We start from the raw sequence: 13,306 nt of genomic DNA, 5'->3' as shown, positions 1-13,306 counted from the left end.
GGCGGCGCGGACCCTTTTCCGCCTTCACGCGGTCGTCGCGCAAAGCGGACACATGCCTGCGCGGCTCGGGTTTTTTCGGGCCGCCCGGACGCCGCTCCTCCGATGTCGCGCGGTGCGGCTTGATCGTTTCCGGCGAACGCGGCGGGCGCGGGCCTTTTTGCGCGCCTTTGGCTGCGAAAAACTCGGGCTCCGGCTCCGGCGTGCGGTCGATCACCGGTCCCTCGAAATCGACATTGGCCTCAAGCGCCAGCTTTTCGCCCAACTGGTCGGCGAGCACGCGGGTCTTGACCTCCTCGACCGTCCCCTCCGGCGTTTCGCCGAGCTGGAACGGGCCGTAGGAGATGCGAATCAGCCGGTTCACCGCGAGTCCCAGATGTTCGAGCAGGTTCTTGACCTCGCGATTCTTGCCCTCGCGCAACCCCAGCGTGATCCAGACATTGGCGCCCTGCACGCGGTCGAGCTTGGCCTCCACCCCGGCATAGTCGATCCCGTCGATGGTCACGCCCTTCTTCAGCGTGTCGAGCCGGGTCTGGTCGGTCACGCCATTGGCGCGGGCGCGGTAGCGGCGCAGCCAGCCGGTGGCGGGCAGCTCCAGCACGCGGGCGAGGCCGCCGTCATTGGTGAGCAGCAGCAGGCCCTCGGTGTTGATGTCGAGCCGTCCGACCGACATCAGGCGCGGCAATTCCGGATTGTTCTCGGCGATATGGTCGAACACGGTGGCGCGCCCTTCCGGGTCGCGGTCGGTGGTGACGAGGCCGCGCGGCTTGTGGAACAGGAACAGGCGCGTGCGCTCGCGGGTGGCGAGCGGGTTGCCGTCCACGGTCACCTTGTCGTCTTCGGTGACGTTCAGCGCGGCCGACGCCAATACCTTGCCGTTCACCGCGACCCGACCGGCCGCGATCCATTCCTCGGCGTCGCGGCGCGAGCACAGGCCGGCGCGCGCCATGACCTTGGCGATGCGCTCGCCCTTGGCCGTGTCGACAGGCTCAAGCACTTTACGCGCAGGAGGGCGCTTCGTCGGCTTCTTGCCGTCAAATCTCTTGTCATCGTCGTTCTTCATGCACTTCTGATAGCAGAGGCGCGGGATTTTTCGAAACTTTTTGCGTGGCCCGTCACGGCGCGACCGACCAGAACGCGCGCGCCTGTTCGGGCAGATCCGCCAGCGCCGCCTCGAAACGTTCGGGAGCGATGGACTGGCGCAGCGCCGCCGCGACCTCGGCGATGACGCCCTCGGACGAAAAATTGTGGTCCTTGCGCAGCGATTGCGCTTCGCGCGTCCAGTCCGCCCGCGCGCCGAACGCCGGCCGGGGCGCCTCGATGTCCCAGTCCGCGACGAAAATGGCGCGCAAGACGGGCGGCAGAACGTCCGCGAACCGGAGTCCGTCGCGCGCGGACAGGCGGCGGCGGAAGGTCAGAAGAACGCCCTCGACGGTGGTGAACGCCTGATTTCGCGTCGTCAGGCCCGCGCGCGCGATCACGTGCGCCAGAAAGCGCTCGAAATCCTCGGAGGCGTGCTGATAATCCATCGGCATGGGCACGGGCTTTCTCCAAGGCGCGGAGGGACGGGAATTGCGCGCCTTGGCCAAATCTGGTCTGAAGCGCCGTCGCGATCAAGGTTGCACCGCATGTCGTCCATCGCCTTCGAGACTCCCTGGGACCGCGCCTTCGCCGAAGCCCGCGCCGCCGCCCTGCGCGGCGAGGCGCCCATCGGCGCTTGTCTGGTCAAGGGCGGCCAGATCCTCGCCAGCGCCGGCAACCGCACGCTGGAGGACCGCGACCCCACGGCGCACGCGGAAATGCTGGTCATCCGCGACGCCGCGCGCAAAATGGGCGACGAGCGCCTGACCGGCTGCGACCTCTATGTGACGCTGGAGCCCTGCGCCATGTGCGCGGGCGCGATTTCGCACGCGAGGCTGCGGCGGTTGTATTATGCCGCCGAGGACGAAAAAGGCGGCGCCGTGGAGAACGGGCCGCGCTTTTTTTCGCAAAAAACCTGCCATCACAGGCCGGACGTCTATGGCGGCATCCGCGCCAGCGAGGCCGCGACCATTTTGAGGGATTTCTTTCGGTCGCGGCGGTAGCGCGTTTTGGCAATGACCGCCACCGGCGGAAATTGATCGGCTGCGTCAGGTTCTTGACTGGACGCGCCCGCGCGCTATTCCGAAGGCCGCATCATACGGTTTCCGCGAGATCACGTCGCGATCCGCGAAAACAAATCGCGCGGAATTCCTCGTAGCGAAGACGGAATTCCGCGCGAACGGAATACCAAATCCGAATGAATCATTCGGATTTCGTATCATCCGCCCTTCCCGCGGCCGCCGACCAAGTCGGAGATGACGCCCGGATCCGCCAAGGTCGAGGTGTCGCCCAAGGCTTCAACGTCATTGGCCGCGATCTTTCGCAGAATTCGACGCATGATCTTGCCCGAACGCGTTTTGGGCAGATCCGTCGCCCAATGGATTTGATCGGGCGCGGCGATCGGGCCGATTTCCTGGCGCACCCATTTGACCAGTTCCTCGCGAAGCGCCTGCGAAGGACTCTCGCCCGCGTTGAGCGTGACATAGACATAGATGCCCTGCCCCTTGAGATCATGGGGATAGCCCACCACCGCGGCTTCGGCCACCTTGGGGTGAGCCTCCAGGGCGCTCTCGATCTCGGCCGTGCCCAGGCGGTGCCCCGAGACGTTGATCACATCGTCGACCCGGCCCGTGATCCAGTAATATCCGTCACCGTCGCGCTGCGCCCCGTCGCCGGTGAAATATTTGCCGGGAAAGGCCGAGAAATAGGTCTGAACGAAGCGGGCGTGATCGCCAAAGATGGTGCGCGCCATGCCCGGCCAGGCGTCGGCGATGCACAGGCTGCCTTCACAGGCCCCCTCCAACGCCTGCCCATTGTGGTCGACGATCACCGGGCGCACGCCAAAGAACGGTTTGGTCGCCGAGCCGGGCTTGACTCCGAACGCCCCGATCAGCGGCGCAATCATGAAGCCGCCCGTCTCGGTCTGGAACCAGGTGTCGGCGATCGCGCATCGGCCTTCGCCGACCACCTCATGAAACCACAGCCACGCTTCCGGATTGATCGGTTCGCCCACGCTGCCCAGCACCCGCAGGGTCGCCCGGCTCGTTTTCTTGACCCACTGGTCGCCCTCGCGCATCACCGAACGGATGGCGGTCGGGGCGGTATAGAAGATGTTGACCCGATGCTTGTCGACCACCGACCAGAAGCGCGAATGGTCGGGATAGTAGGGCACGCCTTCGAAGATCAGCGAGGTCGCTCCATTGGCCAGCGGTCCGTAGACGATATAGCTGTGGCCGGTGATCCAGCCGACGTCGGCCGTGCACCAGTAGATTTCGCCGTCCTTGTAGTCGAAGACATATTTGTGTGTCAGCGCGGTATAGAGGAGATAGCCCGCCGTGGTGTGAACCACGCCCTTCGGCTTGCCGGTCGAGCCCGATGTGTACAGGATGAACAGGGGGTCTTCCGCGCCCATCGGCTCGGGGTCGCAGACGGGCGACGCCTTGGACATTTCTTCATGATACCAGAGGTCGCGGCCCGGTTCCCAGGCGACCGTTCCGCCGGCGCGCCTGACCACCAATATGTGGCGCACGGCGGCGCACGCGGCCACGGCCTTGTCGGCATTGGCCTTGAGCGGCAGCCTGCGTCCCCCCCGCACGCCTTCGTCCGCCGTGATCAGGAAATTGGAGCCACAGTCGAGAATTCTGTCCTTGAGGCTGTCGGACGAGAAACCGCCGAACACCACCGAGTGGACGGCGCCGATCCGGGCGCAAGCCAGCATGGCATAGGCCGCCTCCAGGATCATCGGCAGGTAGATCGTCACCCGGTCGCCCTTCTTGACCCCATGTGATTTCAGCACATTGGCCAGGCGGCAGACCTGCTCATGCGCCTCCCGATAGGTGACGGAGCTGCTTTCGCCGGGATCGTCGCCCTCCCAGATCAGCGCCACCTGGTCGCCGCGCGTGGCGAGATGCCGGTCAAGACAGTTATAGCTGGCGTTGAGCACGCCGTCCGCGAACCAGCGGACATCGACCTCGCCATCGAAACTTGCGTCTTTCACGGAGGTGAACGGCTTGAACCAGTCGAGCCGCCCGGCCTGTTCGCGCCAAAAACCGTCGGGATCCGCCAGCGAGCGTTCATAGAGGCGGGCATAGTCGGTTTCATTGATCCAGGCTGAGGCGGCGACCTCCGGGCGAACCGGAAACACATCGGAGTCGGGGGTCATGAGCTTGTTCTTCCTTCTTTGCTGGTCATGGTTTGGACAAGACGATCTGGTCGCCGAGCGCCTTCCTCTGAAGGCTTCTCACGTTGCGAACCTGTGGAGGGCGGGACGTCAGGCGCCCCGCCGACGCCGGTCGAGCGGTTACGCCGTCAGACGCGACCCGATGGGGCGGAGCAGGGACTGAGGCATTTCATCGCAGGGAACAGCCGGCGGAGGCGGAGGCGGCGCCGCGATCGGCCTCTTGGCGTGTGCTTGATTGATTTTCTTTTATTTTTGTAATCATGGCCGGGGCCTCGAGCTTCGCCGCATGCGGTCTCTTCGTTGTTGCAACCCCGCCGCTTGCCGTTAAGGTCGATCTCGACCGTGGGGAAACCGGAGACAGGGCGGCGCGAGCCGTTGGGGACGATTTAGCCGAAGTTCCCGGCGGTGCTTATTCACTTCGGCTGTGGACGCATTCAGAAAAAATGAGTGAGCTGCGCAAAGCCACCTTGAGGCAGATTCGTTACCTGGCGGCGGTGCTGCGAACCGGCAGCGTGACCGCCGCGGCCGCCGAACAGCATGTGACTCCGCCGGCCATCACCGGCCAGATCAAGGCGCTCGAGGAATTAGCCGGGGTGTCGCTGGTGGAACGCAGCGGCGACCGCTTCCGCGCCACCGTGGCCGGGCAAGAGGTGGCGACCGCGCTGGCCCAGATCGAAGGCGCGCTGACCAGTTGCGACGACGCGCTCGACCGGCTGAAGAATGCGGATCAGGGCTGTGTCTCGCTCGGCATCGTCAGCCCGGTCCAGTATTTCGCGCCGAAAGCCCTGGCCGACTTCCAACGTCTGCAACCCGGAGTCAAACTCAGGATCGTGATCGGCAATCGCGAAACGATTCGGGCGGCCTTGTTGCGCTGTGATCTCGACCTGGCGATTACCGGTTCAATGCCGCCCGAGTGTCCGGTTGTCTCGGAAGAGATCGGCGATCATCCGATGGTCATGATCTCTTGCCCCGGCCACGAACTGGCGGCGCGCTCGCGTCTCAGCTTCGCCGATCTGGCGGGCGAAACCTTTCTGATCCGCGAACCGCGCTCGGGCACACGGGGATGGTTCGAACGCCTGGCCAACCGGGTTCCCGCGCTCGCCCAGCGGCGCGAGATCATGCTGCCCTACAACGAGACCATCAAGCAATCGGTGATGGCCGGCCTCGGCGTCGCGTTCATTTCGGCTCACGCCATCGTCGCGGAATTGGCGGCCCGCCGGCTCGCGGTGCTTGATGTTCTGGGCACGCCGGTGATGCGCAAGTGGTACGTGGTCCATCATGCGCGCAAGCGGCTGCTGCCGGCGACCGCTGCATTGCGACGGTTCTGGCTCCTCCACGGCCACGAGTACCTGCCGTCCTTCGCGGCGGCGGTTCCGTCGTCCTGAACGCAATCGCCTTACAGCCTGCTCAACAATTCGGTCTTTTTCGCCGCGAATTCCTCCTCGGTCAGGATATTTTTCTCCTTGAGCGCGGCGAGTCTTTCGATCAGGGCGAAAATATCGTCGGCGGGGGCAAAAGGAGGCGCGGCCGGCGTCGCCGGAGGCGTGGGCGGGACGTCTGGCGCGGCTTGCGATTGGGGCGCCCAGGCGGGTTCGGCGGGTTTTTTCGCGACCGGGCTGACCAGCGGCAGATCGGCCACGCGCACCAGCCCGTACTGGCTGGTGAAGGTCAGCGACTGGTCGCCGCTCTGCTGCTGCGACACGCCGCCGATATTGTGGTCGCCGGTGTCGTAGATCCTGGTTTCGCCGCCGACGCGGATCGCGAGGCGGCGCGTCGCGGGAAACCAGGCGTAGCTCATGTCGTTCTGCGCGCCGGACGAGGACGGCGCCCCCAGTTCGGAGGGCCATTGCGCGCCAAAGCCGGAGCCTTGCGCGAACAGGCTGGCGCCCCCCCGCCCCCAATTGCCCTGCTGCTGGCTCTGGCCAGACCCTTGCGCCTGCATTTGCGCCTGCGCGGGCGGGGGCGCGAAAACCGGCTGGTTGCGCAGCAGGCCCGACAATTCGTCGCACAGCGCGCCGACCTTGTATTTCAGGGCATTGTTGAACATGTCGCCGATCATGAGCATCCCGCCCTGCGACCATTGTCCCATGCCGCCGAGTTCGGGATGGTTGAACTGCGCCTGCGTCCAATTGCCCGCGGCGAGCGCGAGCAACAGGGATTCCACCGCCCCGGCGCTCACGCCATGGGCGTTGGCGAGACTCTCGATCATCTGCCGAGCTTGCGTGGTGAATTCAGGCATGGCGCCCTCCCTGTTTCGCGCAAACGGTAAAGCAGCGCGCTCGTGAGAGATATAAGGGATTTGTGCGGGCGCCATGACCAACGCGATTAATTCGCGCCCGACGTCTTCACTTCGCGGTGAGAACCCCGAACCCTTGCCTCTTGAAGAAGGGCGCGCCCTCCGGGCCGAGCAGCCAGCCCAGGAACTTGCCCGCCGGCGCCTTGGCGGTCGCGGTCAGGGCGATGGGATAGCGGATCGGCGCGTGGCTGGCTTCGGGGAAGGTCGCGACGATCCGGGTCTCCTTGGCCGCCGCCTTGGCGTCGGTGAGATAGACCACGCCCAGCGGGGTTTCGCCGCGCGAGACATAAAGCAAGGCCGAGCGGACGCTGTCGGCCAGCGCGAGATGATCCTTCACCGCGTCCCAGATGCCGAGCTTGGTCAGCGCGGCCTGGCCGTATTTGCCGGCGGGGACGCTGGAGGGATCGCCCAGCGCCAGACGGCCGTCCTTTAGAACGCCGGTCACGGCGGCCGCGGTCAGATCCACCTTGTCGGGGCCGCCCGTGGGCGCGATCAGCACGAGATCGTTGGAGAGAAAGTCCTTGCGGCTTTCCGGCTTCACCAGCTTCTTGCCGGCGAGATAATCCATGCTTTCCTCATCCGCGCCGATGAAAATATCGACCGGGGCGCCGGCCTCGATCTGGCGCGCCAGCGGGAAGGAGGCGGCATAGGAAATGGCGATGTCCTCGCCGGTCTTGACCTTCCAGGCGGCGCTCGCTTCCGTCAGCGCGTTTTTCAGGCTGGCGGCGGCGAAAATGGTGAAGCCGGAGGTTTGCGCGGCCGGCGCGGCGGGCGTGGGATCAAGCGCGAGCGCCGGCGACGCCGCCAGCGTCAGGGCAAGAAAGACGCCGCGTGGAAAACCCGGAAGAAAACCGCTGAGACGCATGGGGGATTATCCTTTCGGCTGGTTTCATGGCATAAGGGCGGAGGTGGCGCCGGGCCGGCGTCCGCGAGCCAATATGTAAAAGATTTATCGCACAGAGGATAGTATGCTGGAAGCAAACCTTGGCGCCTCAGCTTTCGAACAGCATGCATTGCGCGCCAAAATTTTGGGCGAACTGCACGCAAGACCGACAAGACCGTTGGAGAGTCCGGCCCGCATTCTGCATTTCGGTTTCCTTCTTGACGCCGGGCAGGCGGAAGCCGACCGCGAGGCCGTCGTCGCGGCCGCCCTGTCGAGGGGATTGCCGGGGCCGGACCCGCAGGCGCGGCAATACCGCGTCGAAATGGCGGGCGTGAGCCTGACCTGGGAGCGTCACGGCGAATTCGTCACCCATAGCTGGGAGTTTTCCGGCGCCGAGTCGGAAAAGCTGCTGGATCCGCCGCCGGCCGCCTTGATGCAGAAGGTGCAATTGCTGCCGCAGCCCGGACCGCTGCTGGTCGCCGCCGACCTGCATATCATCGCCGGCGACGTCGAGCCGGCCAAGCTGGGCGACCTGTTCGACCCGTTGCAGCCCGCCGTCAGCGAGGCCAATCACGGCCGCGCCCTGATCGCCTCGGATTTCGCGCCGGACACTTTCGGGTTCGTGCGCATCGTCATCGTCAACCGCTCCATGCCGGCCATAGCCGCCGGACGGCTGGCGCAGCGGCTGCTGGAGATCGAAACCTATCGCACGCTAGCCCTGCTGGGCCTGCCGGAAGCGCAGCGGCTGGGACCGTCGATGCGCGCAATCGAGGCGAAATTGCCGAACCTGCTCGCCGCGCTGAACCATTCACAGGGCGTCGCGCAAAACCGGCGCTTGCTCGACGACATCACCGGCCTCGCGGCGCAACTCGAAACCGACGCCGCCCTGAGCCTGTATCGCTTCGGCGCCACCCATGCCTACAACGATCTCGTGCTGGAGCGGCTCGAATCCATCGACGAAACCACCCTGCCCGACTATCCCAGTTTTAATGGTTTTCTGACCCGGCGCCTGCAACCGGCGATCCGCACCTGCTTCAACGTGGAAAGCCGCCAGGCCGACCTGTCGCGCAAATTGTCGCGCGCCGCCGAACTTTTGCGCACCCGCGTCGATACGGAAGTCGAGCAGCAAAACGGCGACCTGCTGCGCCAGATGGGCGAGCGCGTGCAATTGCAATTGCGCTTGCAGCAGACGGTGGAAGGTTTGTCCGTCGCCGCCATCACCTATTATATTTCGAGTGTGTTGTTAAAGGTGCTGGAAGGCGCGCATGAGGCCGGCGCCGGGCTGAACCCGACGGTGTGGACCGGCGCGGCCATCCCCTTCATCGCCGGTTTTGTCTGGTGGACCGTGCGGCAAATCCGCAAGCATCATATGGGGGAATGAGGAATAGATATCGACCGACGGGAACCAGCTTGGAGGCGGCCTTCCTGATCGGGTCGGCGAGTGTCTCACCCGGAGTCATTCGTCGCAGCGTTTAATTCCATAATCGACCTTACGCGAAATGAGCTCGTCTATATTGTGGAGCGGCTCCAAGCGGCCCTTACCATCTCGTCAGGCGATTCATAAGAACGCAGGTCATGTCGAAAAATCCGGTTCCAGCCAGCCTCAGGCAAGCATTCAATTGCAAGCTGCTCACCACGATAATCGGAGAGCGACGATGCAGGTATCTGGCTCGACCTATCAATATCTATTTTCGCAACAGCGTGCTTCGGCTACGAGCGGCAATTCGAGTTCTTCAATTAATGGAAACGATACGCTCTCAGCCTTTTCATCAAATAATGCGTCGACGAGTAACGCGCCGGCGCAGCAACAGATCAGTTCCGGTTATTTCGGAAGCCCTCGCGCTACTTTACAGGCCGTTCTAGCCAGCGGAGGCGTTGTAAATACGTTGTCTTATTTGACATCGTCCGATATCAATTTGATTCAAAAAACTACAGGCGTCACCGTTAAAAACGGTGGATATTACGATAGCGACGGAAATCAAGTCGGCATTCATACCGATAGCCAAGGAAATTTGGCGGAGACTAACGCTAACGAAACACTTGCGGCGTTTCATCTTGCCCAAACTCTTTCTGAATTGCGATTAAGCGGTGGCCCCCAAGGTGACACAAGTCTACAAAGTGGCCGCGCTGTCACAGTCGCTGATTTACAATCATACATAAAACTCTATGCGGCTGCTGGTGCAAAAAACACCTCAAATTACGCTCCTGATGTAAGTGTTATAATTAAAACTGAAAATCTGATCAAATCAGAAGAGAATGCCACTACATAATATTCGGCGCAAGCGCTGTGCCCGAATCTGTATTTTCGGTTACTCTTGTGACCGCTCCACAGCCTTTAAGGACAGAGGCTTGGCGTTACGCGTTGAACGCCGGATTCCATCGACCTACTGGGCCGATGGCGTCGCACGGCTTTGAAGTTTTCATCTGGATGATTTTGGTCATGAAATACTATTCCAATAGTAAGACGCAAACCCGACGCCATTCTGACAAAGCGTAGAGGTGGCGGTGGCATGGATGCGGCGGAGTTTCGTGGTAGTGCAGAAATTCAAGGATTTTGCACCAGTAGTCAAAGCAAGTTCGATCAATGGGTTGGACGGTGCAGACATCAGGTGCGAATCTTTGCCAACGTCTGCAAGCCGCCTTTGCTGGCGGCGCTCAAATTCGTCCGCTTCCCCACCGGCAGCCGGCTGCGGCACGGTGGATTTTTTTGGCGCCGTCTCGTTGGCATTTGAGAGCGATTTTTTGGAAGTTTCTACTTTTAGTTGAAATGCGTCCGCGCAAAATCCGCGTAAATCTTGCGTATTTAGCAAAAAAACGCGTGGTTTTTGGCAAAAACCGCGCGATTTTTATGTGTGCAACTTGGCGGTTGCTGACGCGGCGATGGGACTGGAACGCCTTCGCCGCTTCGGTCACGGTTGGGCGAGTGGCGAGGAAACGCATTGCAAATCCGTTGGTTGCGCGCAGGCTCTCCTGAGCGCCCCCCGTTTCATGTGAAACAAATCACGAACATAGCCTTGCCGGACTCGCGGTTTTGCCGCGCTTTCGATTTTCACTTTCGCTGAACGCTGCAAGCGTCGCACGGAAAAAGGTCAATCCCGGCGCCAGACGAACAGCGAACTCAGCGCGAAATTCCACACCGAGCCCATCACCACGCCGGCGAGCGCGGCGATGGTGACGAGGCCGTAACGGTTGAACAGCAGATCGGCTATGCCGACATTGGCCACCGCGCCGATGGCGCAGACGCCGTAGAAATAGACAAGCCCGAGCAGAATTGGCCCCAAACCCTTGATCTTGGCGTCGCGGTAGGTGATGGCGTTGTTGATGAAGAAATTGCTGGTCATGGCCACCAAAACCGCCGCGCTCTGGGCGAAATCGAAATCCAGCCCCAGCGCGAGACAGGCGAACAGGGTCGCCATATGCACCGCCACGCCGCTGGCGCCGACCAGGGCGAAAAAAATGAAGCGCACGGGAATGCGTCCGCCGGACACTTTGTTGAGCATCAGGCCGATGAAATCGAGCCCGACTTTTATGTCGAATTTCGATTCGCCGGCGGTGCGTTCGCGGAACGTGTAGCCGACCTCCTCGACTTTCAGCCGGCGCGGGGCGGACGCCACGAGGTCCGCGAGAATCTTGAAGCCGGCGGGGGTGAGGTTTTCCGCGCAGGTTTCCACGATCTCGCGGCGCAGCATGAAGAAGCCGCTCATCAGGTCCGAGAACTCGGCGCGCAGCGCCTTTTTCGCCAAAAACGTGGCGAAACGGCTGATGGCGGCGCGCCGCGCGGAAAACCCGTCGTCGGCCGAGCCGCCCTCGACATGGCGGCTGCCCACCACGAGATCGGCCCCGCCGCGAATTTTTTCCAGCATTTTGGGCAAAATGCTTTCGTCATGCTGCAAGTCGGCGTCCATCACCGCGACAATCGGCGCGGCGGACGCCAGCATGCCCTCGATGCAGGCGCCGGCGAGGCCGCGCCGGTTGACGCGGCGCAGGCAACGCACCCTCGGGTCTTCGCGGGAAAAATCCTTGGCGAGCGCCCAGGTGCGGTCGGGCGAATTGTCGTCCACCACGATCATTTCCCAGTCCACGCCGTTGAGCGCGACATCCACGCGGCGGACCAGTTCGCGCAGATTGGCGCTTTCGTTGAAGGTGGGAATGACGAGAGTCAGTTCGGCGGGCAAGGCGCAAGCTTTCGATCGGGCTATCTTTTCAGGCTGGAACTCTGCTAGCTGCATTGCGCCGCACAGTCCAGCCAACCGTTGCGCCGCCGCATGCGAACGCGCCGCGTCGTCATCGGGGAAACGGGGCCGGAATTGAGATTTGGAGATTGGACGCCCGCATGGACCGCATTCCGCCGCCCGCCACCGCGCGCCTCACGCCGGAACGGCGTCTGGCCGGGTTAATCCTGATCGCCCTGGCGTTAAGAATTGTCTTCGCGACGTCACTCGGGCTGGGCATGGACGAGGCGTACACCGTCGCCACCAGCCGCGATGTCGTGCTTAGCGCCTTCGACCATCCCCCGCTGAGCTGGTGGCTCGCGACGCTCGGCCATCGCCTGTTCGGCGAAAGCGATCTGGCGCTGCGGCTGCCATTCATCCTGCTGTCGGCCCTGACCAATGTGCTGGTTTTCCTGCTGGGACGGCGGCTTTATGGCGCCGAGGCCGGCTTCTGGGCGAGTTTCGCTCTGTGCTGTGCGCCGGTTCTCGGCGTGATCGACGCCAGCTGGATTCTGCCGGACGCGCCGCTGCTGCCGGCGCTGCTCGGCGGGGCTCTCGCGCTCGCTCATGTGTTTTTCGACACGGATTCGTCGCGGGCGCCGCTGTGGTGGCTGCTGGCGGCGGTTTGCTCCGGCCTCGCCATGCTGTCGAAATATCACGGGGTGTTCCTGCCGGCGGGCGCCTTCCTGTTCATGATTTTGAGCCCGCGCCATCGCTTCTGGCTGAAAACGCCGTGGCCCTGGCTCGCCGGTCTGCTGGCGCTGGCGATGTTTTCGCCGGTGCTGATCTGGAACGCCCAGCATGATTGGGCCTCCTTCGTTTTCCAGGGCGGCCGCACCGGCGATCCCCGGCTCAATCTCAAGGCCCCGTTCATCCTGATCGGCATGCAGTCGCTGTTCCTGATGCCGTGGATTCTGTTCCCCTGCGCGTTTCTGTTGTTCCGCGCGTTGCGGCGCGGCCCCGCGCCAGAAAAGGACTTTTTGCTCGCCTGCCTCGCCGTGGGGCCGATCCTAATGTTCAGCCTGCCCGCGTTCTGGTCGGCCAGCCGCGTGCTGCCCCACTGGGCCGCGCCGGGCTATCTGCTGCTGCTGCCCCTGCTCGGCCGGGAGATCGCCGAGCTTTTCGAGCGTGGAATCGGCTGGATCAGAGGCGCCGTGGCCGGCGCCGGCGGCTTGATCGCGGTGTTGATCGTGCTGTTGGCGGGACTGGCGCATCTGCGCCTGCCGGCGCTAAGCGGCGCGCGCTATCCCTTGCTGGAGACGTTGGACTGGACGGATTTTTCCCGCGAATTCGTCGCGCGCGACCTGGCGCGCGAGGGCGAGTTCATCGGCGCCTATCGTTGGTTCGAGGCCGGCAAGATCGACGCGGTTTTGGGCGGGCGCTTTCCGGTGCTGGCCCTGTCGGACGACCCGCGCGGTTTTGGCGCCACCCGCGACCCGCAAGAATTCTTGGGCCGCGACGCCGTGATCGTCGGACGCTATTTGACGCTGGAACAAGCTTATCAGGTCTACGAGGACCATTTCGATTCGATCGAACCGCTGCCGCCGATCGCCATCACGGCCAACGGCGCGACGGCTTTTGAGCTGAAACTGTTCAAGGGCCGGAATTTTCATGACCCCGCGCCGGAATTCACGCTGGGGATTCAGCCGCCTCGGCCT

12 protein-coding genes are annotated in these 13,306 nt (G+C 63.3%); 5 read left to right on the top strand and 7 right to left on the bottom strand.

What is annotated here, in order from left to right; translation table 11 throughout:
* Together CCR94_RS01215 and CCR94_RS01210 are read right to left on the bottom strand one after the other, a co-directional pair.
* Nucleotides 1-1,060, bottom strand: a 1,060-nt coding sequence (locus CCR94_RS01215; protein WP_146089795.1) for a pseudouridine synthase, incomplete at its 3' end; no start/stop codon positions are given.
* A gap of 52 nt (nt 1,061-1,112) precedes the next feature.
* Nucleotides 1,113-1,532, bottom strand: a complete 420-nt coding sequence (locus CCR94_RS01210; protein WP_246781366.1) for a DUF2267 domain-containing protein — start codon at nt 1,530-1,532, stop codon at nt 1,113-1,115.
* Between the two features lie 93 nt (nt 1,533-1,625).
* Between CCR94_RS01210 and CCR94_RS01205 the strand changes: the two genes are divergently transcribed.
* The gene (locus CCR94_RS01205) at nt 1,626-2,081 is read left to right on the top strand and encodes a nucleoside deaminase (protein ID WP_104506065.1); all 456 of its coding nucleotides are present in this window, start codon (nt 1,626-1,628) and stop codon (nt 2,079-2,081) included.
* Between the two features lie 215 nt (nt 2,082-2,296).
* On the opposite strand, the gene acs is transcribed toward CCR94_RS01205, so the two are convergent.
* Entirely contained in the window at nt 2,297-4,240 is a 1,944-nt protein-coding gene (acs, locus tag CCR94_RS01200; protein ID WP_104506064.1) for an acetate--CoA ligase, read from the bottom strand.
* Between the two features lie 461 nt (nt 4,241-4,701).
* On the opposite strand from acs, the gene CCR94_RS01195 reads away from it, so the two are divergent.
* Nucleotides 4,702-5,643 carry a LysR family transcriptional regulator gene (locus CCR94_RS01195; RefSeq protein WP_244593887.1) on the top strand — a complete coding sequence of 314 codons (942 nt, stop codon included), beginning with the start codon at nt 4,702-4,704 and terminating at the stop codon, nt 5,641-5,643.
* Between the two features lie 11 nt (nt 5,644-5,654).
* Here CCR94_RS01195 and CCR94_RS01190 read toward each other — a convergent pair whose 3' ends face one another.
* Together CCR94_RS01190 and modA are read right to left on the bottom strand one after the other, a co-directional pair.
* Complete coding sequence (locus tag CCR94_RS01190) at nt 5,655-6,497, bottom strand: SHOCT domain-containing protein (RefSeq protein ID WP_104506063.1); 843 nt, start codon at nt 6,495-6,497, stop codon at nt 5,655-5,657.
* 106 nt (nt 6,498-6,603) lie between these two features.
* Entirely contained in the window at nt 6,604-7,419 is an 816-nt protein-coding gene (gene modA / locus CCR94_RS01185; protein ID WP_104506062.1) for a molybdate ABC transporter substrate-binding protein, read from the bottom strand.
* Nucleotides 7,420-7,522: 103 nt separating this feature from the next.
* On the opposite strand from modA, the gene CCR94_RS01180 reads away from it, so the two are divergent.
* Nucleotides 7,523-8,818, top strand: coding sequence for a DUF3422 family protein (locus CCR94_RS01180; RefSeq protein ID WP_104506061.1), 1,296 nt, complete (start codon nt 7,523-7,525; stop codon nt 8,816-8,818).
* Between the two features lie 274 nt (nt 8,819-9,092).
* Complete coding sequence (locus CCR94_RS24320) at nt 9,093-9,707, top strand: hypothetical protein (RefSeq protein WP_146089794.1); 615 nt, start codon at nt 9,093-9,095, stop codon at nt 9,705-9,707.
* A 385-nt stretch (nt 9,708-10,092) separates the two neighbouring features.
* Here the strand turns inward: CCR94_RS24320 and CCR94_RS24315 are convergent, their stop codons facing one another.
* Both CCR94_RS24315 and CCR94_RS01175 read right to left on the bottom strand, forming a co-directional pair.
* Nucleotides 10,093-10,377, bottom strand: coding sequence for a hypothetical protein (locus CCR94_RS24315; protein WP_146089793.1), 285 nt, complete (start codon nt 10,375-10,377; stop codon nt 10,093-10,095).
* 149 nt (nt 10,378-10,526) lie between these two features.
* The gene (locus CCR94_RS01175; RefSeq protein ID WP_244593886.1) at nt 10,527-11,612 is read right to left on the bottom strand and encodes a glycosyltransferase; all 1,086 of its coding nucleotides are present in this window, start codon (nt 11,610-11,612) and stop codon (nt 10,527-10,529) included.
* Nucleotides 11,613-11,770: 158 nt separating this feature from the next.
* Between CCR94_RS01175 and CCR94_RS01170 the strand changes: the two genes are divergently transcribed.
* Nucleotides 11,771-13,306 (top strand): glycosyltransferase family 39 protein (locus CCR94_RS01170; protein ID WP_104506059.1); only part of this gene is annotated, 1,536 nt, incomplete at its 3' end.

This window comes from Rhodoblastus sphagnicola (genome assembly GCF_002937075.1).
GTDB lineage: Bacteria > Pseudomonadota > Alphaproteobacteria > Rhizobiales > Beijerinckiaceae > Rhodoblastus > Rhodoblastus sphagnicola.
The sequence above is the reverse complement of the archived record's forward strand: the minus strand, read 5'-3'. Positions and strand labels throughout refer to the sequence as shown.